A 19971-nucleotide genomic window follows, 5' to 3' on the forward strand; every position below is an offset into this window, starting at 1 on the left:
GTGGTTCCTTTCGTTCGCGAGGGCGGATGGTCAGGGGCGTAGGGCGCAGGGGCGCAGGGGCGCAGGACGTCGGTGTCGGCGGTGCGTACGACGGACCAGCCGGTCGTGAGCAGCTCGGCGTCGGCAGGCGAGATGCCGAGTCCGAGGAGTGCCGGGCCGGTGGAGCGCCAGGACGCCGCCTGGTGTCGGACGGGCAGGATCCGCCCGTCCCCGGGATGCTGGAGCAGCACCATGGCGTTCCCCATGCTCCGGTGTGCGGCGCTCACGGCCGGACCTCCCTCATGAGCCGGTCCAGGGTCCGCCGGCCCCGGGCCGTGACCTCGTCGTCATCGTTGTCCGGCCCCCAGGCCAGGCAGTTGACCGCGTCCAGAGCGGTCAGGAAGCGCAGTGCCTGCTGCTCGGCGTCGGACAGCTTCCGCCCGTAGGAGAGGAGGAACGCCTTCTCTCGGTCCGGATGGTCGGCCCACTGGGTGGTGGCGAGGATGACGAAGTCCTGGACGCGGGCAGCCGGACGGGTGCGCTCGAAGTCGACGAGGGCGAGACCTTGCTCTGACCACAGCCAGTTCCGAGGCTGGTTGTCGCCGTGGATGAAGCCGACGGGCACGGGCCCGACGCGGCGGAGCCGCGCGGCGTGGTCTCGGATCAGCCGCTGCTCGTCCTCGGTGAGCCGGTCCCCGGTACGAGCCAGGTACTTCTCCGCTCCGTCGGCGGCGGTATTCAAGGAGGCTTCGGCCTCCGCCCGGTCGCCGCGTTCGAGTTCGCCCGCCTCGTGGAGGCGGGCGCACAGCACTCCAGCCTGCTGGTGTACGGCCCGCCACTCGGCGCCGCCCAAGCCGAGCTGCTTCGCCGGGGTGCCGGGGACCGCGGTGAGGAGCATGGCCAGGTCCTGGGCGCGGCTGTCGATGAGGTGGGGGGCCCGCGTGTGGCCGAGGGCGGGGACGACGTGGCGGTATGCCCGGCTCTCACGGGTGAAGAACTTCTGACTGGGGGAGACCTTCAGATAGTGGTGCACCCCGCGTTCGCCTTCCAGGTTCCAGACCCGGGAGCGGTCCCAGTCGTGCGAGGCGTCGCGGACGGACACGACGGGGCCGATCTGTTGTTCCGCCCAGCGCAGCAGAGCCGCAGGCAGTGGCTTTGGCCGGCTCATCCTGCAGACCTCGTGCCCGGGCGGGGGAGGGCGGTTCGGCAAGGTACGCCGCCCTCGGGTTCGGTGCGGTTGGAGAACCGGGCCATCATCAGCGACCGCCGCACCAATACAGGCAGGCGCCAGGCCATCGTCGCCGCCCCCAGCCGAGACTCGTCCCGGTACTGGAACTCCTCCTCCTGGCCCCCGCCAGCTTTGTCCGGACGAGTTCCCTCAGCTTCGTCTGCGCGCGCCTGTTTGGATGTGTCTTCCACCGTCAAGCTGTCCCCCTCGTGGTCGAAGCAGGTTCGCGGGACTCAACGAGCCAGCCGCGATATCGAACGTGTGTATTTCGGTCGGACGTGAAACCCCGGGATGGTGCGGATATGAGAGCGTGGGCGGTGCATCGATCCTTGCCGCGCAACAGGTCGGCAGAGAAAGGTGATTGGCCGAAACGCCGACGGTGCCGCGTGGAAGTGGTGATAGGCGAGTTGGTGCGAAGCGAACTCGGTTCGGCTTGTAGGCTGCGGACTTCCCTGTACGCCGCGCACCTTCGCTGGAGCTGACTGTGCACGTGCTTGTTGCCCGCATTCGGGCAGTTGCCCATCGGGAGCGTCGCTCCCAGGTTGTTGCGGAGGTGCCCAATGGCCATCACTGACGCCGATATCTCGGGCGCCCTTCACGCCTACCTGGAGCGCTTCCCGGACGAGGCCGCGCAGCTGGCGGAGCCCCTGGACCTCTTGGCGCGGGGGAAGGGTCTTGCCTCCAGGCACAGCTTCCCGATGCATGTGACCGTCGGGGCCCTGCTCGTGCGCGACGATGCCGAGATCCTGCTCATCGAGCACCTCGCCTACGGGATCACCCTCCAGCCCGGCGGCCATCTCGAGCCGACCGATACCACGTTGGTCGAGGCGGCGGTGCGTGAGCTGACGGAGGAGACCGGCATCGACGCCAGCCAGGTCTCCGTCGTCTCGCCCACGCCCGTCTACGTCGAGTACGGCAAGGTGCCTGCCCGACCCCAGAAGAACGAGCCGGAGCACTACCACCTGGACCTCGGGTACGCCTGCAGCACGGTCTGCGGTGACGTCGGGCGAATCCAGGAGTCCGAGGTGACCGGCGCCGGCTGGTATCCGTTGGACGTGGCCGAGCGCCTGGTCGGGCGCCGCATCAGGCGAGCAGTCACCACCCCGGCCTAGCCCGGCGGCCTTGAAACGTCCGCGGCCCGGAGCATTGGTGCCCCGGACACACCAGTTGGGAGGTTGGCGTTCAGGCAGATCCTGCTGCCGCGCCATGATGTCTGCCTCTGTGGTCAGGAGCGGTCGGGTGATTACTCAGAGCGGGAGGCGGATTCGCTCATCCGAAGGACGGTTTGGCGTCCCGGCTTCGCTTGATTTCGTAGAACCCGTCCGTCGTGGCGAGATGGAGCAGGCCGTCCCAGAGCTGCCCGGCAGCGTCGCCACGGGGGGCCTGTCGCAGCACCGGCCCGAACAAGACGGTCCCGGCCACGCGCAGCAGGGGCGTGCCGACATCGAGCCCGACTTCCTTGAAGGCTTCGTTATGCGAGTCCTTGACTACCTGGTCGAACTGCGTGCTCGCAGCGGCGGACGCGAGGGACGCGGGCAGGCCAGTCTCGGCGAGAGCCTCCGTAATCACGGTCGGGTCCTCGCGGCGTCGCTGGTTGTGTAGCCGGGTACCGATGGCGGTGTACAGCGGGCCGAGGATGCCCTGGCCGGCGTGCTCGGCCGCGGCTGCGCAGACTCGTACGGAGCCCCAGGCCGTCTCCATCAGCGCTCGGTACTCATCGCTGAGTCCCTTGCCGCCGCGCTGTTCGAGGTTGAGGTAGGCCAGCGACATGATTCGCCAGTCCGCGCGCACGGCCCGGACCTTCTCGACTTCCAGGAGCCAGCGCGATGTGACCCAGGCCCACGGGCACAGGGGGTCGAACCAGAAGGGAACGGGTGTGAGGTTCATGGTCATCGAGCAGTCACCTTGGTTTCTCGGGTCGGGAGTGGCTGGGCGCTGGAGGGCTAGACATCGAACAGCTCCACCTGGAATGGCTTGTTGGCCTTCGCTGTGCGACCTGCGATCTTGACCAGCGCGGCGAGGCCGTCGATGCGAGAGTCTTCGTCGGCCGCACTGATGAGCCGGAGGAAGACCTTCGCGGTGACGTCGACGTCGTCGGGAGCCCGGTGGCGCTGGGCGGGCTGTGGGATGTTGAAGTGGTGCAGGAGGGTGTCGAGCTTGTAGTTCGGCAGGTTCGGGATGAGGCGCTTGGCCAGCGGGATGGTGTCGAGCAGGTTGGTACCGGCGAGGGTGGGGCAGTGCTTGGCCTGGTGGTGGATAACTCCGGCTTCGGTGGCCGCATGCTGCGCCACCAACAGGTACGGAGTGCCCGGCGTGAGCCGCTGGTCCAGCGCCCCCAGTGCTTCGGCCGGCGTGGGGGCTTGTCGGAGCTGCTCCGCGGTCAGGCCCGTCTGTGCAGTGTCCGCCGGGGTTACCGGAGCGAAGGCGGGAGGCCGGATCAGCGACGTGCTTCGGCCGCTCTCCCGCCACCCGCCGCCTTGGAAGCGCAGGGCGAGCGCGGCGACCTCAATGGGCTGGGCCGGGTAGCCGGTGGGAGTCGTCGTCTCGAAGTCGATGACCACGAACGTCGTCGCGGCGAAGGCCGGGTCACGGGTCAAGGTACCCATGAAGTCTCCGTTCTCGTGCAGTCGTTGCGCTCGGTCCGGACCCGCCTCTCCGGTGCGGCGAGACGGGTCGGGAATCAGGGGCTGTGCGGCATGGTCAACGGCCGACGAGGTCGGCTATGGCACGGGTCGCAGCCTGCAGATCCGGTGCCCCCCAGCGATGCTCACCCGTCCAGGTCTCGCTCAGGGACCGGTACAGGTCAGCCATCACGGCCACGTACGCGGGTGGCAGCGGGGCCGGCCGGGGCCAGCGGTCCCGGGGGACGCCTTCGACGAGGAGCTTGCCGACCGGGATCTCGTTGCCCGTCCTGACGTACCAGTCCCGCAGTACCTGCTTGCCGCAGTGGACGCCGTCGAACATCAGACGGCTCTCGTCCGGCGTGCCGGGACTGTCGGCGAGCATCAGCTGCCCGTCGCTCGTCATCAGGTACTCGGCCTTGCCGTCGCAGTGACTCAGCCCGATCTGGTCGGCGTGGCCGGTCAGGACGGTGTTGACCTTGCAGGTGATCTCACGCAGGGTCGCGAGCTGTTCCTCGTCCAGGCCCGCCAGGTGCTGGGCGTCGCCGGGAGTGATGAACCGGTTGACGTCGTCCCGCGTCGTTGCGTACTCGATGACCGGCTGCCTCAGCTTCGCACCGAGTGCGGGGACGGCGTCGAGGCCGACATCGGCAGGGGTGATGTCCCCGGCGGCGAGGCGCCGGTGGACGGAGCTGCCGGGCGGGAGCTCGTTGCGGAAGAGGACCTGAAGGGGCAGGAGGTAGTTGCCGGCCCTCGCCGTGAGGGGCTGGCTGAGCTGCTCCGGCAGGCGTGCGAGGGTGAACTCGATCCGGTTTGGGGCGATCAGACGCCGGAAGTGCGTACGTACGCCGGCCTCCTCCAGCAGACCGAAGTTGAAGGCGGCCATCTGGCAGGTCGCTTCCCCCTTGCCGGGGATCGGATCCGGCATCCGGCCGTAGTGGAAGACGCTGAAGTGGTTGGTGTACTCGAAGACTCCGACGCCTTCGCGTTCCGTGGTCGGCGGTTCCACGATGTGCAGGTTCTTGGTCGAGTGCAGGACGGGCATCATGCTCCTGGGGTCGGACAGCGTCGTGCCGTCATCGGATGGACTCGGAGGGCCCGAGTGGCACAGCGTCTTGGTCGGCTTGGGCCAGGTGGCCGCCGACCACCGTGATCACGTGCATGCCGGCAGCACGGGCGGAGGCGATGCCGTCCGGCGCATCGTCAACGGCGAGACAGTGCTCGGGCGGGATGCCCAAGCGGCGGGCGGCGGTGAGGAACAGCTCAGGGTCCGGCTTGCCGCGGCCGACATCCTCACGCCGGACCACAGCCGTGAACATGTCGGTCAGGCCCAGGGCGTCGAGCCCCGGGTCGACGAGCAGCCGGCTGGCCCCTGACGCCACGGCGCAGGGCAGGCCCGCGCGTCGGGCCTGCCGCAGCAGCTCGACGACGCACGGGATCGGACCGAGCGTGTGGACCGAGGCGAGCAGGTGGCTTCGGCTGCGCTGGACGATCTCGTCGTGCGGCAGCGACAGGCCGCCGGGCAGCGCGGCTAGGAGGTCGTGGATGGACAGGCCGACGTGCTGGCGGTACCAGCCGGTGTCCAGGGTGGCACCATACGGTCGAAGAGCGGCGCGCAGCGCGTCCTCATGCTGGCCGACCGTGTCGGCGAGGACACCGTCGAAGTCGAGGACCAACGCCCGAACTGTCCTGGGGACCGACGGTGCACAAATCCTTCCCGCGCCGCGACCGGCTGAGCAGAGCGGGAGGTCGGCGGCCGTGCTCATGCCGCCGCGAGGGTGGGCCGTCCGCAGCACATGCAGGCCGCTCCGGGGCCCTGCCACGGTTCCACCAGACAGTCCAGGTCACTGCCGGCGCCCTGGATCCACTGCCTGATCAGGTTGGCGGCCTCGAACTCGTCGACGTCGCGCCGGTCCACGACCCGGTAGCGGACTGGGTCGGTGGCGGCGAGAGACTCGAAGAGCTCGCACGCCTCCCGCATGAACTGCGCCTGCTCGTCGGTGAAGACACACCGGTCTCGCCGCTGCGCCCGTTCCAGGGCCTTGGGGGCGTCGTCGGTGACGAGGATCGTCAGGTCGGGCAGCGGCCGGTAGGAAGCGGCGAGAGCGAGCAGGTCGACTGCCCCCTGCAGGGCGGCGTCCCGGTCGCCCGGATGAAGGAGTAGCGCCTGGCACACGGCGGTGGTGTCCACGCTGCGGCCCTCGACGACGGCCTCCCCGCGGGCCAGGTCCGGCACAACGGTGTCGAGGTCGTGACGCTTGATCGCCATCAGGAGCAGGGCTTCGGCCATCGGGGTGCCGCCCCGCAGGAACGGGTCTCCGGTGCTGGCCGCGCGTAGCGCATCCAGGAGCGCCTCGCCCAGGCCAGGGCGTCCGTTGACGCGCTCGGAGAACTCGTCCAGCATCACGGGCTTGGTGGTCAGGGCATCGACGGCGCGGTTGGTCAGGTAGGTCTTGCCGACTCCGTTGAGGCCCTCGGCGGAAATGAGGGGGCCACGGCTGCATGGAGGACGGGCCGGTGCGGTGGTCATGGAGATTCCGTTCGCAGATGAGGGTGGTGTGCCGCCGACGGGAGTGCGGGAGGCTCGGTTCGGGCCGCCGGTCATGCGCTCCATGCGGCGGCCTCTCGGGTGATTGTGGCGGCGTAGCGGTCGAGGACCGCTTCGTCGTCGCCTTCGGTGAGAACCAGGGCGAAGGTGCGGTCGAGGATCTCGGCGGCTCCTCGGCACGGAGCGGCATGGGCGGTCGTGGCGAAGGGCGGTCGGGTGTCGCATGGGATGAGCCGGAAGCTTCCGGTGGAGCTGGGCACGCCCTGGTGGGCGAGGTGCTCGGCGAATGCCCGGGGGCGAGGCAGGCTGATGTGCAGGAGCGGGGCGTAGTGGTTCCACTTCTCGTCCGGTGCCGGACTGAGCGGCGTCAGCCCGCGGGTACCGGCCAGGGCCCGCAGTACTCGCCCCGTTTGCGCGTGCCGGCGTTCCAGCAGGGCGGGGAGTCTGCGGAGGTTGGCCTGGGCGAGCGCGGCGAGGGGTGCGGCAAGGCGCCCGTTCACGGCCAGACGTTCCTGGGGGTGGCTGCCGGGCGGGGGTGTCAGCCAGTGACTGCGGAAGGCCCGGGCATGGGCGGCGAGAGCAGGGGCCCTGGTAAGGAGGAAGCCGCCCTCACCGCTCCAGAGGATCTTGCCGTCCTTCATGCTGAAGCACCCGACCGCGCCGGCCGTACCGGCGAGGACACCGGCGCGCGAGGATCCCACGGCCTGGGCCGCGTCCTCGACGACGGCAAGCCCTCTGCCATCGGCGAAGGCGCGCAGAGTGTGCGGGTCGCCCATTCGGCCCCACAGGTGCACCGGGACGATTGCTTTGGTCCGCGCCGTGACCTTGGCGGCGGCGTCGCTGTAGTCCACGTCGAGGGTGTCGGGGTCGCTGTCGATGAACACTGGGGTGGCGCCGAGCTGCACGATCGGTGCAGCGGTCATGACCACGGTCAGCGCGGGTACTAGGACCTCGTCGCCGGCCCCGACACCGGCAGCGGACAGTGCCGCTTGGAGCGCCGTTGTGCCGGAGGACACGGCGACTGCGGCCAGCCCGTCGAAGTGCGCGGCGAGGTCCTGCTCGAACCGGTCGGTGAATGCGGTGCCAGCAGGGTCGGGCATGCTGGCCAGCACTGCCAGCATGCCCTCGCCGAGGGCCCGATCGGCGGGCCGTGGTGACAGGCCGGTCATGTCGTCTCCCTGGCGAGGAGGCGCGGCATACCGAGTACGAGCGGGCCCATGTTCACGCAGTCCCGGGAGAAGTGGGAGCAGTCCGTGCACGTCGGACGTCCCTCGAAGAGGGTCCGCGCGTCGGCGCCGACGATACTGCGCTGCGCGGAGGCAGGCGTCGTGGCGATCCTCCGGTCGGAGGGGCAGTCCCATAGCGAGCCGTCGGGCTGGACGAAGAACAACTGGGCCCCGCCGAAACAGTCCGGGACCCTGCCGCTGTCCTGGGTCGTGATCGAGGCGACGAACTGCCTCATGTAGGCGGGGTCGGGGAGAGTGAGCCCGTGGGGGTCCGCCTGGAGTTGGCGCAACTGCTCCTCGACTGCGGGGGCGTCCTCGGGGGTGTGGCAGCGTTCGGCGAAGAGTTTGTGGTCGGGCGGGAGAGAGATGGGCTGTGGAACGTAGTAGTCGACGCCGAGGTCGCTGGCGAGTCGAGCGACATCGGAGATCTCCTGCGGCCGGTTGCGCATGACCACGGTGTAGATGCCGACCCGGGGGCCCGGCCCGGAGCCGCGCGCGGCGAGCAGGGTGCGGATGCCGGTGAGTACTTCGTTGTACCCGACCCGGCCGGATCGGGAGGGACGAAGCTGATCGTTGATGATCGCGTCGGCGCTGTCGAGGGACACCGAGACTCCGTCGACGCCATAGTCGACGAGCCGCTCGGCGATACCGGCCCGGGTGAGCGGGACGCCGTTGGTCGCGATGACGACCTGGCACCCGGCCTGTTTGATCTTCCTGATCAGCGGCAGGGTGGGCATCCAGTCCAGCGGTTCCCCGCCGGCGATGATCACCCGCTCGACCGGTGAGTCGGCCAAGGTGCCTGCGAACGCGGACATAACCTCGTAGTCAAGGTCGTGGACAGGGATGTGGGACAGGACGCCCAAGCCCAAGCCTTCGGGAAGCGCCTTCTTGTGCTCCTCCAACTCTCCGAAGTAGCAGTGCGGGCACTTGAACGAGCAGGGAGACCGCAGGGCCCACAGCAGGGTGATGTCACGACGCACGTTCGACCTCCTTGTGGTCGACGATCGCGCGGATAGCGTTCTCGACGGCACTGCTGGTCTCCTGCGGGCCGTAGCCGGTCACGTCGATCACCGTGTACCGCTCGGGCTCCGCGGCGGCAAGATCTTGGTAGAGCTGCTCGGTGCACTTGATGATCTCCACGGCGTCCGCCGGGAGGGCACGGCCGATCCGGGCGGCGAACCGGCTCAGGCACACCTCGCGGTCCCCGGTCAGCAGCAGGGTCGCGTCCGGCATCGGCCGCCACCGGCGTGCGGTGACCAGGATCTGGCCAGCCACCACCTGCGCGGAAGTAGCCGGGTGCTCGGCGTGCAGGATCGCTCCCTGGCACACGGCCACGCTGTCGACGCCCCGGTCCTCGAGGATCACGTCGACACCGTCCAACAGCGTCGGAGCAGGGTGAAGGCGTTCGACCTCGCGAAACTTCAGCGCGAGCAATGCAAGTGTCTCCACCACCGGGTGTCCGGTGCGCAGGCAGACGTCGTCCTTGGCGGAGAGAGCGGCGATCACCCGCCCGGGCAGTGTGTCCGTGGCCTGATCGGTCAGCTCGGCCAGCGGGAGGCACCGTGAACCGAGTGCGGCGGCCGTGGCGCGGACGGCAGTGGTCTTCCCGACACCGTTGATCCCCTCCACGCTCACCCACAGCGGCCTGTCCCGTTCCCCGCCGGGTGCGTGGCGGGGCCGGGGAACCCTCGGGGCGGTCATGCCGGCCTCCTGCACACGAAGAGCAGCTCCGTCGCCCGGTCGGGCACCATGACCGACGACACCGTGTCCAGCAGCGCCTGCGGCACCCGGGCGGCCAGGTCGTGGTACCAGTCCACCGCCCCCGCCCCGTACCGTTCGGCCAGCTCGGTGGCCACATCCTCCGGCTCGGGCGGCAACAACCCCATGACATCCTCCACGACCAGGCCGGCCGCCTCGACCGCACTCACGACCTCGTCGCGGGACCACTCGTAGACGTGGACCCGGTACTGGAGCGGGCGCGGCGGCGGGCCGAACGCCTGCGGCGTCGACAGGAACAACACACCGCCCGGCGCGAGCGCGGCGCCGGTGGACGCCAGGCTCTTCACACCGAGTTCGTAGGGCAGGTGCTCCAGGGCGGAGGTGTAGATGGCGACGTCGAACAGCGGCAGCTCGGGCCACGGGCCGGATACGTCGCACTCGACAAAGTCGACGGGGAACTGGCTGCCGTACTCCATGCGCAGTCCGGTCAGGCGCGCGCGGGCTTCGGCGAGGTTGTCCGGGCTCACGTCGAGGCCGACGTAGCGGCCGGTCTTCGGCGCGTAGCGGTGCAGGAGGGGGAGGGCCAGGCCGCGTCCGCAGCACACGTCGAGCACGTTCGCGCCTTCCGCGGATCGCTCGGCGGCGATCAGGTGCTGCATCAGGTTCATCAGGCCGGACGGCTTCGCCTCACCGCGGGCGAGCGCGGCGTAGAAGTCGTCCATTTGGTTGGTGCTGTAGGGGCCGATCATCGGCGTGCCCGGCCTCGTGAGGTACTGCTCGTCGAGTTCAGCGCTGGTCATGCTGTTCCTCCCAGGGGAAGACGACCCAGGTGGCCGTCTGGCGAGCGATGTGGTCGATCCGGCGGTGAGGCTCGGAGCCTGCGGGCCAGTTGGCCCGGTTCACGGCGATCACCGCGGTGCGCACCCGGGATGGCCCGAGTCCGCGAACCATCTGAGCCGTGTGGGCGAGGGTCGTTCCGCTGCCGGCGATGTCGTCGACGAGCAGCACGTCCAAGCCGGTGAGGTCGCCGAGTGACGCCGGGTTACGGACGGTCGGCAGCGGGCTCTTCGCGGCGTTGATGTCGTCGCTGGTGGTGCGGGTGACCTCGATCGTCCGTACGTCGTGGACGCCGAGGCGGTGGGCGATCCACACCGCGGGGATCAGGCCGCCGCGCACAATGCCCACCACCGCCTGTGGTACACCGGCGGCTGCGGCCTGCTGTGCGAGCGTGCCCGTAGCGAGGCGGACCTCTTCCCAGGACAGGTAGAGGGGCTCGGCCGGGCCGGCGTCGACCGGCGGCGAAGGGGGAGCGGTCATCGCTTCGGTCTCCTTCGAGATCTGTTCGTTGGACTCACGCCGCCGGGGCGAACTGGCCGGAGGCGAGGAGGAGGAACTGCTGGGCGAGGGCCGGATCCGTGGCGAACCGGCCGCCGGTGCGGAGGGTGGTGGTGACGGCGTCCTCCATCCGAACGCCGCGCATGCTCATGCACAGGTGCGTACCTCGCACGACGACGGCGACGTCCTCGCGACCGATCACACCGGCGAGGTGCGCGGCGACTTCCTGGGTGTAGCGCTCCTGGACCTGAAGGCGCCCGGCGTAGTGCTGCGCGACGCGGCCGAACTTCGAAAGCCCGACCACCTGGTGCTCCGCCAGGTATCCGGCCGTGACCTGCAGGTTCATGGGGAGCATGTGGTGCTCGCAGAGCGACCAGACGCTCATCTGGCCCACCACGACCAGCTGGCCGTCCATGTGGGGCTCGGTGAAGCACGTGGCCGCCGGCGGGCTGTCCGGCGCGAGGAACTCCCGCCACCAGGACGCGACCCGCTTGGGGGTCTCGGCCAGGCCCTCGCGCTGAGGGTCCTCACCGAGGGCGGCCAGCAACTGGCCGATGATGTCGGCGATCCGTTCGGTGTCAATGCCGGTGTCGGGCGGTCGGGGTACGGCCGCGGCGACGGTGGTGGTCGTCATGAGGGACCTTTCGTCTTCGCTATCTGGGGAAGGTGGCTGGTCAGCGGCCCTTGAGGTTGGCGAAGGCCAGCACATGGAGCCGGGTGGTCAGGTGCCAGCGCTTGGCCGCGACCGCATCCGCGAGTTCACGGGTCGTCGATGTAATGGCCTCTGCGGTCGTGCCTTCCGGCATTACCCACACAGGGGCGAGACCGTGTTGGTCCGCCAGCTCGGCGATTCGGTTGAGGTCGGCGGTGGAAGTGGCGACGAACTTGAACACCGCTCGCCCGGAGTCGGCGAACACTCGGAGCACCGAGGGCGCGATGCTCTTCGCCTCGTCCATACCGAAGCTCATCAGCTTGGGCGATACGTTGAAACGGACGCCGTCGATAAGCAGGTCGGAAGCGGGCATGACCGTGCCATTGGTCTCGAACTCGATGCGCCGGCCTTCCGCCAACAGCCGTCGCACCAGGGGGATCAGGTCTCGCTGCTGGAGCAGCGGCTCGCCGCCCGTGATGACGACCAGCTCGACCGAGGACGATAGGACCCACGTCACGAGGTCCGCCACGGACTGTCTCGTCGACACCTCTCGTGGGTTGAACTGCGTCCAATCCCACGTTTCCTTCGTGTCGCATCCCCTGCAGCTGAGGTTGCAGCGAGACAGGCGGATGAAGACGGCCGGGTGCCCGCAGCTCGGCCCTTCGCCCTGGAAGGTGGGTACCTCGACGCCGAAGCGCTCGGCGACGATCAGTCGCTGCGCCAGCGCCTCACCTGCCTTTTCTGTCGAGCGGATCATGTGGCGTCTACGTCGAACCGAGCCCAGCTCCGCTGGGTCTCGCGGACGCGGACGGCGGCCAGCTGTCCGGCGATCTTCGGCGGCATGTTCCCGATGAACCAGCCCGCCAAGTACCGCGCCAACAGCTCGGCCGTCGGCTCGAAGTCCAGGACCTCGTGCAGGTTGTGGTGGTCGAGCTCGCTGTCGAGGTAGTGCTTGAACGGGCTGAGGTCACCGAAGTCCGACACGAACCCAGGCCCCTGGAGCGAGGCCGAGGAGAGCACGACCTCAACCTCGTACGTGTGGCCGTGCTGTCGCGAGCACTTGTGCTCGGTGGGGAGGCCGGCAAGCCGGTGGCCGGCCTCGAAGCCGAACGACTTGCCGATGGTGAACCTGCCGGAGGGCAGGCGAACGGGGGCGGTCTCCACGGGAGTCCCTTTCTCGTGACGGAATTTGAGGGGCTGAGGGCGCGCAGCCCTCTCTCTGACGTCTTGCTCGCGAAGCGCCGGCTCCGAGGCGGGGGAGTGGGCGTCGGCGGGCCTCGCGCGGCTGGCGAGTGTTTCCCGGGATGGTTGGAGCGCTGGCTCCTAAGATGGACCCAGGTCTGACGGCACGTCATTGCCGTTGTGCTGTAGAAACATTGACCGCTTCGGTCAATGCCTGTCCGACCCCGACGGGTGGACGGCGGGGCAGAGCGACGGAGGGGCGGACGGTGGCGAAAGTTACGCGAGCACGTCGTGCGGAGATCCAGCGAGAAGCGACACGGCTGCGGGCTCAGTGCCAGCGGGCTGGTAACAGCCTGGAGCGGACCGTCACCGTGTTCCGGGCAGCGCTTCCCGAGCTCACGGCGCTGGAGGCTTGGCGCCTGGCTCTGGGATGGTCCCGAGCGCAGGCGATCCGCGAAGTTGCCCAGGTCTACGTGGCTGACGGACTGCTGCCGCCGGCCCTCTCGCAGGCTTTGCTGTGCCGGTACGAGCACGGGCAGGCACAGCCTGGCGACGAGTACAGGATCATGATCTGCCGGGCGTACGGGGCAGACCCCGAGCAACTCGGGCTCACCACGACGCACCTCTGGTGCAGTACGTGCGCGGCCCCGCTGCCCGTCGACTACGGTCGGCGGCAGCGCGAGGAACAGGGCAACGACCGAAAGGCATCCATGACGACCGCGAGCGGGCTGCCCGCCATCCGTGAATCCGTGCAGTGGGCCGTCCAAGACGCGCCCGAGGGCTCCCCGTCGCTCGTCGCCCTCGCCGAGGCGGCAGTGGAGCACTACGCCCTCAACTACAGCAAGCACCCCCCGGCCAACTTGCACGACGAGGTGCGCGCGACCCGCAACCTGCTCTCCACCGTGGTGCCTGCCGCTGACCGCGTCACCGCACGCGACCTGCGCCGACAGGTCGGCTGGCTCTCCGCGCTCCTTGGAAACCTCGCCTTCCACCTGGACGACCGCGCCGGAGCCCGCGCCCACCTGACCCTGGCCGGAGCCATCGGAGACTCCACCGGAGAGGCTGCCCTCACCGCCTGGTCCAGCGGCGCTTTGGCCATGGTCGCCACGGCACGCCAGGACTGGGACCACGCCCGCGGACACGCCGAACACGGGCTCCAACACGCCCCCGCCGGCCTGCGCCGCGCCCAGCTCCTGGGCTGGGCCCTGCTGCCGACCCTCGCCGCCCTCGGACACGCCTCCCGGGCGGACGAAGTCGTCAGAGAGAGCGACGAGATCATGCAGTCCGCTACCGAACTGCCCGGACGCTTCGGATACGACCGCGCCGAACACCGCCTCCACGTCGCTGAGGCCCACTTGACCCTGGAGCGCTACGACCGCGCTGCCGAAGTCGCCCGCACCTCCATCGCCGCAGCACCCGAACACACACCGGGATGGGTGGCCGCCACGCTCGTTCTCGCTCTTGCCGAGGCAAACGACGCCCCCGAACAGGCAGCCGATCGTGCGCTGGGTGTCCTGGACCTCATCCCTCCCGCGCGACTCCGCTCCACGGCACGCACCCGTCTCGCCCGTCTCGCCCGTCGGCTCGACCAGGCGGCGAACGGAGCGGGTGCCGAGCTGGTCGAGCGTCTGCGCGTTCTGCCCGCGCCGATCCGCACGGACGGCACCGCCGCATAGGCATCCAGTCGGTGAAGCCCCACATCGTTGAGAGACGCTGTCCTTCACTGGACTCCCTCGTTCATGGCGGCCAGGCGCCGGACGGGGGAGCACCACAGCACCCACACGGGCAGCAGGAGGAAGATCACGCCGATCGCCATGACGATGGGGATGCTGAGGACGGTCGCGAGTGCGCCAGCGGCGAGCGCGGTCAACGGCAGAAAGCCGGTGGTCAGCCACAGGCTGGTCTGTTGGACGCGAGAACGCAGATGCCCGGGGCTGACCTGCTGCTGAACCGACCTCTGGGTGGTACCGATGCAGGTCGCCGCAGCCCACTGCAGGAATCCGCTGACGGCGAGGAGTACGAGCCAGGCGGGGCCGGTCTGGGCGAGAAGTTGGGGGATTGGCATCAGCCCGTACACGGACCAAGCACAAACAAGGACCCGGCCTGTGCCGTACCGGCGGACGAGGCGAAGAGCTGCTTGTGCCCCCATGAGCCCGCCGAGGCTGTTGGAAACCATGATCACACCGAGGCCCGTGCTCCCCACATCCACAGCGGTCAGAAGGTGGTAGGGCAGGAGCGTCATCGTCAACCCGTCACCTACTCCAGTGATGGCCAGGGCCAGGAACAGGGGGCGCAGTATCGGATGGCCCGCGCTGTAGGCCAGTCCGACGTGGATCTCCCGGAGGGCCGATTTCCGTTCACCTCCAGTGCTAGCGGGGGTGGGCAAGGCCCGCACCCGCGTGGCGCACCACGCGGAGGCGAGGTAGGAGAGGGCGTCGGCCGCGAAGGTGCGAGCGGTACCGATCGTCGCGATGAGCAGGGTGCCGAGAGCAGTTCCGCTGGTGCCGGCGATGGTGAGCACGCTGGTGAAACGGGCGTTCGCGTGGTGGAGAGGCCCGGACCCCCTCAGCAGAGGAATGGCTGCCATTGAAGCGGCGGTGTGCAGGGTCGATACCGCACCCAGCGCCAGGGCAATGCAGTAGAGCAGGGGCATCGACAGCTGGTCGAGGGTGGCGATGAGGGGGATCACGCTTACCAGGGCGGCGGCGGTCAGGTCCGTGGAGATAAGGACGGTTCGCAGCGGGTAGCGGTCCAGGACCACGCCCGCGGGAAGCGAGACCACCAATGCGGGGAGCTTTGCAGCGCAGGCGAGGAGGGCGACCTGTCCAGGGTCGGCGTGGAGGTAGAGGACGGCGAGGGCTGGCAGGGCCACGGCGTGGACGGAGGTCCCCGCGTGGCGAATGCCTTCGCCCATCAGCAGCAGGGCGAGCGACCGCTTCACGTCCTGGACGCGGCCAGGAACAAGCGGTCTCGGGTGGATCTCGGGTGCCGCTGTCACAGAAGGAGCTCCGGGAGACAGATGGGGGTGATCAAGGGCACGGGCAGGCCAGCTCTGGTGTGACCCGGGCACCGGCGAGTGGTGGGGTGTCCGGTCAGCAGGTGGGGCTGTTTCCCGTGTCCATGCCGGCCGCTCTCGGCAGGAGCGTCCTGGCGATGGCCAGGACGAGGTCCGCCTGGTAGCCAGCCGTACGGGTCAGAGGAAGGGGCTGGGGGCGGAGGGCCTTCTCGGCGCGGTGGCACCAGGCGAGCAGGACGGCTTCGGTCTTCGCTCGCACCTCCTGGAGCCGGTCGTTGTACGGGTCGGCCGCGAGGAGCTGGTCGTAGTGCCGCAGGAGCATTCCCGCGGCGCGTACCGGGAGGAGGAGGACGAGGTCCTGTCCGCTTCCGGATACGGGCTGGTCCTGGATCTTCCTGATCATGACGGGGGTGATCGAGCGGATCTCCTCCGCGGCCGTCAGAAATCCGGCTTCTCCATTCGGGTCCTGCTTGTACTCGGTGATGAGCTCGCCGAGCACGTGCCGCGCGTCCTCGAGGACCCCGATGGCTTCCTGGGGCGAGAACCTGAGGGGGGTGGACGCCCATATAGGGACCTCGGGGAAGAGGCCGAGGCCGTGCCGGGCGGTGTAGTGGGCGCTGCTGGCTCCGGCCGGCTTCCACTCGTACTGGCGCGCCGCACCGCTGTCTCCGTCCGCTTTGCCGTCGAGAGGAGGCGCCAGGAGGTAGGCGCCGGTCCCGATGGAGGGGAGACCGATGCAGTCTGAGGGCGTCTCCTCGATGGGCAGGCCGTACCTGGCCGCGATGTCCGCCATGACTGGGGCGAGGGCGGGCTCGTCGTGGGAGGCCATCGCCCACACCCCGCCGGTGTCGCTCCCGTGGAGCGAGAAGGTCAGTGCCGGCCGCACATCGTCGATCACGCCCATGAGGGCGCGGGTCTCTGGCAGGGTCGCAGTGAACGACTTCGTGGGGAACGTCCACTCGGGCTGCTGGGCGGCCGGGGGCCGGTACATGCCGCGGTGGTACGACTCCATAGTCGGTGGCCATGTCGATGACCACCAGTCCTCGTTGGCTGCGACGCCGTCGGGGTCCGCGCATCCTACGAGGTGCCAGGAGAGTGTCGCGCGGTCCTCGGGGTGTTCGGCGAGGTACCGGGCGAGCGCGGGGATCACCGCGAGGCCGATCGGTTCGTTCGGGTGTGGGGCGCCGATGACGAGGACGTGCTTGTGGCCGCCGGGGATGGTCAACATGGTCATGGGGCGGCCGGCGCGGGAGCGGCCGATCTCGCGCAGCGTGGAGACCTGTGGGTGCTCGGCGGCGATCTTGCGCAGCTCCCGCTCCAACTCGTCCAAGGTGGGCGGCCGGTCGCCGATGAACGGGGCGAACGTCTCCGGGGTCACGACCAACCCTCCTTGCCGTGGCCGGGACCGGTCAGCGGGTCGGTCTGGGACGGGTCCGGCGTGTGGGGCGCGTAACGGTAGGTGTGGGTGCTTGCCGTGGCGATGGCTGCGTCGTGCAACTGCTCTTCGGCCTGCTTGTCCAAGTCCGGAACGGAGACGGCGGCGAGTCCGCGGGTGCTGTCGAACTCGTCGGTGACCAGGGTTCCGGTCAGGACGAGGCCGGTCGCGTTCATGCCGAGGAGCACGAGGCCCGGGATGGACTCGGCGTCGAAGCGCCCAAGTCTGAAGGGGGCGGGTAAGCGTGCCTTGCGGATCACGTCTGCTCCTTTGCGATGGCGAGGCTGGTGAGGGTGGGCAGGAGGCCCCAGGCGGCTGCCAGGGCGATGAGATGCGCGTCGGTCCGGGCGGCGCACCGCTCCCGGAGTTCGTCCACGCGGTCGAGGAATGTGCCGGTCGGCCGCAGTTCGACGGGGAGTTCGGCGTCCCGGCTGACGCCGGCGAGAACGCGCAGCACGGCGAGGTCGACCGGGGCGAGGTCGGGGGCGGTCATCTGGACCGCTGGCGGCGGCAGATGACCGCCGGCGAGCAGAGCGGCGGCCTTCAGAGCCTGGTTGGGGGCGTTGAAGAGGTTGCCGATCTGCCGCAGATTTGTCCGAACCGTGGTGACGGTCCGGGACAGCTCCTTGGCGATCTGTGCGTCTGAGTGACCGGTGAGGAAGAGTTCGCCGACATTCAGCAGGGCCGGGGACAGCGGACGCGGGCGTCGAGGCGGGGCCGAGGCAGGGCTGGTGGCGGAGGATTGTCCGCCGGACCCGTGCGCCGGAGCGGTTGGCGGAAGAGGGCCGGTCAGGATCCGTTTCAGGTCGTCGGCGTAGGTGGTGCCCTGGCCCGGGGGTACGGCCCAGTGGATGTCCCGGCCGCCGGTCGCTCCGATCGGGGGGATGCCTATGGCCGCGCCGCGAGGCATGACCCGCACTCCCAAGGCCCACCGCCCGGGCGGTGCGGAGCCCGGCGGTACCAGGAAGACCCAGGTACGCGTCGTGTGGTTGGCGAGGACCGGTCCCGTGTACGGCCCGAGGGCGGCCAGCGCCGGCGCGGCCAGGTCGGCAGCGACGCGGACGGCGTCGAAGTCCTCACCACAAGCGCGGCGGACGGTCTCGCCGTTGGTCGGCATCCAGTGCGGCGTGTCCCAGTCGCCCGGGACGGATCGGGTGCGTGTCCTGGCAGTCACGATCCCGCTCCCGCCAGGCGGAGCGTGCTGAAGGCGTTGGGGCCCGCGATTGCGGCGGTCGCGCCCAGGTGACCGACGTGACTGAACCCCTGCGGGAAGTTTCCGAGGTGGCGGCCGGTTCGCGGGTCGTACTCCTCGGCGAGCAGGCCGAGGCCGGTACGGATGGCGAGAAGGCTGTCGAGGACGGCGCGAGCATCACCGGGACGTCCAATGAAGACGAGGCCCTCGACCAGCCACCCGCTGCAGAGCAGGAACCGTCCTTCGTTGCCCGGGAAGCCGTCGAGCCCGATGTCGTGACCGGCGGTACGGTATCTGAGGACGAGCCCGTCGTCGGTGGTGAGTTCTCGCTGGATGGCCTCCACCGTGCCGATGACCCGCTTGTCATCGGCTGGCAGGAATCCGGAGAGCAGGGCGTGAAGGAGGGAGGCGTCGAGCTGCTGCGACCCGTAGGACTGGGTGAAGGAGTTGAGGTCGTGGTCGAAGCCGTTCTCGCACACCTCGGCGTGGATGGTGGCGCGCAGAGTCCGCCACCGCTCCAGCGGCCCGTCGGTTTGGCCGGCCTCGATGGTGCGGATGGCCCGGTCGATGGTGGCCCATCCCATGATCTTGGAATGGACGAAGTGGCGGGCGGGACCGCGGATCTCCCAGATGCCCGAGTCTGGCTGATCCCAGACCTGCTCCAGCTCCTCGGCGAGCGCGACGATGACCGGGCCGAGCCGCCGGGCGGAGCTGCTGTCCGCCTGGATGAGGTCGTAGAACTCGATGGCGAGTTCGCCGTAGATGTCGACCTGGAGCTGGTCTGCGGCGGCGTTGCCGATGCGGACCGGAGCCGACCGCTCGTATCCGGGCAGCCAGCCCAGTTCCATCTCCGGGAGCTCGGTTTCGCCGCCGACTCCGTACATGATCTGCCGCCGGCCTGTCCCGCTGTGGCTGGCCTGCACCGCCCAGCACGCCCAGGCGATCGCCTCACGAAGGTAGCCGTACTTGCGCAGGACGCCGGCGGTGAGGGCGCCGTCCCTAAGCCAGGCGTAGCGGTAGTCGTAGTTGCGGACGCCGCCGATCTCCTCGGGCAGTGAGGTGGTCGGCGCGGCCACGATGGCGCCCGTGGGTACGTAGATGAGGGCGCCCAGGGTGAGCAGGGAGCGGACGACCGCCTCGCGGTCCGGACCGGTGTAGGTGCAGCGGGCCGCCCATGCCTCCCAGAAGTCCAGGGTGAACTTCAGCAGACCGTCGTCGATCGGCCTGGGCGGTGGGCTGTCCACGCCCTCCCGCCAGGAGAGGGCGAAGGCGACAGTCTGTCCGGCGGCTACGGTGAAGTCCGATACGAGGTCAGCCCACTCGAGGTGCACGGGGGCGTCGGCGTCGAGCCACAGCCTGCCGCCGTTGCCCTCCGGGAGGTCGATCGCGTGGAGCCGGTCGACCTTGGTGATCCGGGGCACGGTGCTTCCGTAGTCGGGTCGGGCCCGCAGCAGCGACCGCATGGTCATCGTGCCCGAGAGCCCGGTCACGACCCGCACCAGGCGCGGAGCGCCACCGCCGGGCACCATGAAGTCCCTGACGACCGCGCTGTCGCTGCCCCAACTCCAAGCGGTCTGAAGGATGAGCGAGTCGCCCGCGTACTGGCGGCCGGAGGCGGGGACGGCGATGCCGTCCATGAGCATCGTGGGAGCGATCTGCCAGAACCCGTGCTGCTCGGTACCCAGGAGACTGGTGAAGACGGCGGCGGAGTCGAACCGCGGCAGGCACAACCAGGGAATCGAGCCGTCGCGGCGGACCAGGGCACCACCCCTTTGGTCGCCCACGTACCCGTGATCCTCGATCCACGGGCCGGCGGCGGGTGCGCGGTCGGCCGTGTG

At 69.6% G+C, this 19971-nt stretch carries 21 protein-coding genes; 2 read left to right on the forward strand and 19 right to left on the reverse strand.

What is annotated here, in order from left to right; all coding sequences use genetic code 11:
* Positions 1-262: 262 nt before the first annotated feature.
* Positions 263-1147: a phosphotransferase gene (locus ACZ7JZ_RS16315; protein ID WP_470938992.1), complete on the reverse strand. Its 885-nt coding sequence runs from the start codon at positions 1145-1147 to the stop codon at positions 263-265.
* A 620-nt stretch (positions 1148-1767) separates the two neighbouring features.
* Between ACZ7JZ_RS16315 and ACZ7JZ_RS16320 the strand changes: the two genes are divergently transcribed.
* Positions 1768-2319: an NUDIX hydrolase gene (locus tag ACZ7JZ_RS16320; RefSeq protein WP_470938995.1), complete on the forward strand. Its 552-nt coding sequence runs from the start codon at positions 1768-1770 to the stop codon at positions 2317-2319.
* Between the two features lie 157 nt (positions 2320-2476).
* On the opposite strand, the gene ACZ7JZ_RS16325 is transcribed toward ACZ7JZ_RS16320, so the two are convergent.
* The 13 genes from ACZ7JZ_RS16325 to ACZ7JZ_RS16385 form a co-directional block, all read right to left on the reverse strand.
* Complete coding sequence (locus tag ACZ7JZ_RS16325) at positions 2477-3100, reverse strand: mycothiol-dependent nitroreductase Rv2466c family protein (protein WP_470938998.1); 624 nt, start codon at positions 3098-3100, stop codon at positions 2477-2479.
* A 50-nt stretch (positions 3101-3150) separates the two neighbouring features.
* Positions 3151-3813, reverse strand: coding sequence for a 3'-5' exonuclease (locus ACZ7JZ_RS16330; RefSeq protein WP_470939000.1), 663 nt, complete (start codon positions 3811-3813; stop codon positions 3151-3153).
* 94 nt (positions 3814-3907) lie between these two features.
* A complete protein-coding gene (locus ACZ7JZ_RS16335) occupies positions 3908-4876 on the reverse strand; it encodes a phosphoribosylaminoimidazolesuccinocarboxamide synthase (RefSeq protein ID WP_470939003.1) in 969 nt (322 codons plus the stop codon).
* A gap of 28 nt (positions 4877-4904) precedes the next feature.
* On the reverse strand, positions 4905-5504 hold the full coding sequence (locus ACZ7JZ_RS16340) for an HAD family hydrolase (protein WP_470939006.1): 600 nt from the start codon (positions 5502-5504) through the stop codon (positions 4905-4907).
* Between the two features lie 86 nt (positions 5505-5590).
* Complete coding sequence (locus ACZ7JZ_RS16345) at positions 5591-6358, reverse strand: dTMP kinase (protein ID WP_470939009.1); 768 nt, start codon at positions 6356-6358, stop codon at positions 5591-5593.
* Positions 6359-6429: 71 nt separating this feature from the next.
* Positions 6430-7545, reverse strand: a complete 1116-nt coding sequence (locus tag ACZ7JZ_RS16350) for a DegT/DnrJ/EryC1/StrS family aminotransferase (RefSeq protein WP_470939012.1) — start codon at positions 7543-7545, stop codon at positions 6430-6432.
* Complete coding sequence (locus tag ACZ7JZ_RS16355; protein ID WP_470939015.1) at positions 7542-8633, reverse strand: radical SAM protein; 1092 nt, start codon at positions 8631-8633, stop codon at positions 7542-7544. Before ACZ7JZ_RS16355 ends, ACZ7JZ_RS16350 begins: the two co-directional genes overlap by 4 nt.
* Positions 8572-9237 (reverse strand): nucleoside/nucleotide kinase family protein, encoded by a 666-nt coding sequence (locus ACZ7JZ_RS16360; RefSeq protein ID WP_470939018.1) that lies wholly within the window; start codon positions 9235-9237, stop codon positions 8572-8574. The genes ACZ7JZ_RS16355 and ACZ7JZ_RS16360 overlap by 62 nt, the downstream gene beginning before the upstream one ends.
* A 62-nt stretch (positions 9238-9299) precedes the next feature.
* Positions 9300-10121 carry a class I SAM-dependent methyltransferase gene (locus ACZ7JZ_RS16365; protein WP_470939020.1) on the reverse strand — a complete coding sequence of 274 codons (822 nt, stop codon included), beginning with the start codon at positions 10119-10121 and terminating at the stop codon, positions 9300-9302.
* Positions 10108-10638, reverse strand: coding sequence for a phosphoribosyltransferase (locus ACZ7JZ_RS16370; protein ID WP_470939023.1), 531 nt, complete (start codon positions 10636-10638; stop codon positions 10108-10110). The genes ACZ7JZ_RS16365 and ACZ7JZ_RS16370 overlap by 14 nt, the downstream gene beginning before the upstream one ends.
* A gap of 34 nt (positions 10639-10672) precedes the next feature.
* Positions 10673-11290 carry a GTP cyclohydrolase I gene (gene folE / locus ACZ7JZ_RS16375; protein WP_470939026.1) on the reverse strand — a complete coding sequence of 206 codons (618 nt, stop codon included), beginning with the start codon at positions 11288-11290 and terminating at the stop codon, positions 10673-10675.
* A gap of 40 nt (positions 11291-11330) precedes the next feature.
* A complete protein-coding gene (locus tag ACZ7JZ_RS16380) occupies positions 11331-12065 on the reverse strand; it encodes a 7-carboxy-7-deazaguanine synthase QueE (RefSeq protein ID WP_470939029.1) in 735 nt (244 codons plus the stop codon).
* Positions 12062-12472, reverse strand: coding sequence for a 6-pyruvoyl trahydropterin synthase family protein (locus ACZ7JZ_RS16385; RefSeq protein WP_470939032.1), 411 nt, complete (start codon positions 12470-12472; stop codon positions 12062-12064). The genes ACZ7JZ_RS16380 and ACZ7JZ_RS16385 overlap by 4 nt, the downstream gene beginning before the upstream one ends.
* A gap of 491 nt (positions 12473-12963) precedes the next feature.
* Here ACZ7JZ_RS16385 and ACZ7JZ_RS16390 point away from each other — a divergent pair, with 491 nt between their 5' ends.
* Complete coding sequence (locus ACZ7JZ_RS16390; RefSeq protein ID WP_470939035.1) at positions 12964-14166, forward strand: Twin-arginine translocation pathway signal; 1203 nt, start codon at positions 12964-12966, stop codon at positions 14164-14166.
* A 44-nt stretch (positions 14167-14210) separates the two neighbouring features.
* Here ACZ7JZ_RS16390 and ACZ7JZ_RS16395 read toward each other — a convergent pair whose 3' ends face one another.
* From ACZ7JZ_RS16395 to ACZ7JZ_RS16415, 5 genes are all read right to left on the reverse strand, one after another.
* Entirely contained in the window at positions 14211-15431 is a 1221-nt protein-coding gene (locus tag ACZ7JZ_RS16395; RefSeq protein ID WP_470939038.1) for an MFS transporter, read from the reverse strand.
* Positions 15432-15582: 151 nt separating this feature from the next.
* Positions 15583-16884 (reverse strand): M14 family zinc carboxypeptidase, encoded by a 1302-nt coding sequence (locus ACZ7JZ_RS16400; protein WP_470939041.1) that lies wholly within the window; start codon positions 16882-16884, stop codon positions 15583-15585.
* Positions 16881-17201: a hypothetical protein gene (locus ACZ7JZ_RS16405; protein WP_383858211.1), complete on the reverse strand. Its 321-nt coding sequence runs from the start codon at positions 17199-17201 to the stop codon at positions 16881-16883. The genes ACZ7JZ_RS16400 and ACZ7JZ_RS16405 overlap by 4 nt, the downstream gene beginning before the upstream one ends.
* Entirely contained in the window at positions 17198-18115 is a 918-nt protein-coding gene (locus tag ACZ7JZ_RS16410) for a hypothetical protein (protein ID WP_390755988.1), read from the reverse strand. Before ACZ7JZ_RS16410 ends, ACZ7JZ_RS16405 begins: the two co-directional genes overlap by 4 nt.
* Positions 18112-19935 (reverse strand): glycoside hydrolase family 15 protein, encoded by a 1824-nt coding sequence (locus tag ACZ7JZ_RS16415; protein ID WP_470939182.1) that lies wholly within the window; start codon positions 19933-19935, stop codon positions 18112-18114. The genes ACZ7JZ_RS16410 and ACZ7JZ_RS16415 overlap by 4 nt, the downstream gene beginning before the upstream one ends.
* Between the last annotated feature and the right edge of the window lie 36 nt (positions 19936-19971).

This window comes from Streptomyces sp. NPDC038213, assembly GCF_055600495.1.

What these genes read in the sequence shown, in the direction of transcription:
- ACZ7JZ_RS16315 (WP_470938992.1), bottom strand. Translation starts at nt 1,147, where the DNA reads ATGAGCCGGCCAAAGCCACTGCCTGCGGCTCTGCTGCGCTGGGCGGAA.
- ACZ7JZ_RS16320 (WP_470938995.1), top strand. Translation starts at nt 1,768, where the DNA reads ATGGCCATCACTGACGCCGATATCTCGGGCGCCCTTCACGCCTACCTG.
- ACZ7JZ_RS16325 (WP_470938998.1), bottom strand. Translation starts at nt 3,100, where the DNA reads ATGACCATGAACCTCACACCCGTTCCCTTCTGGTTCGACCCCCTGTGC.
- ACZ7JZ_RS16330 (WP_470939000.1), bottom strand. Translation starts at nt 3,813, where the DNA reads ATGGGTACCTTGACCCGTGACCCGGCCTTCGCCGCGACGACGTTCGTG.
- ACZ7JZ_RS16335 (WP_470939003.1), bottom strand. Translation starts at nt 4,876, where the DNA reads ATGATGCCCGTCCTGCACTCGACCAAGAACCTGCACATCGTGGAACCG.
- ACZ7JZ_RS16345 (WP_470939009.1), bottom strand. Translation starts at nt 6,358, where the DNA reads ATGACCACCGCACCGGCCCGTCCTCCATGCAGCCGTGGCCCCCTCATT.
- ACZ7JZ_RS16350 (WP_470939012.1), bottom strand. Translation starts at nt 7,545, where the DNA reads ATGACCGGCCTGTCACCACGGCCCGCCGATCGGGCCCTCGGCGAGGGC.
- ACZ7JZ_RS16365 (WP_470939020.1), bottom strand. Translation starts at nt 10,121, where the DNA reads ATGACCAGCGCTGAACTCGACGAGCAGTACCTCACGAGGCCGGGCACG.
- ACZ7JZ_RS16370 (WP_470939023.1), bottom strand. Translation starts at nt 10,638, where the DNA reads ATGACCGCTCCCCCTTCGCCGCCGGTCGACGCCGGCCCGGCCGAGCCC.
- folE (WP_470939026.1), bottom strand. Translation starts at nt 11,290, where the DNA reads ATGACGACCACCACCGTCGCCGCGGCCGTACCCCGACCGCCCGACACC.
- ACZ7JZ_RS16380 (WP_470939029.1), bottom strand. Translation starts at nt 12,065, where the DNA reads ATGATCCGCTCGACAGAAAAGGCAGGTGAGGCGCTGGCGCAGCGACTG.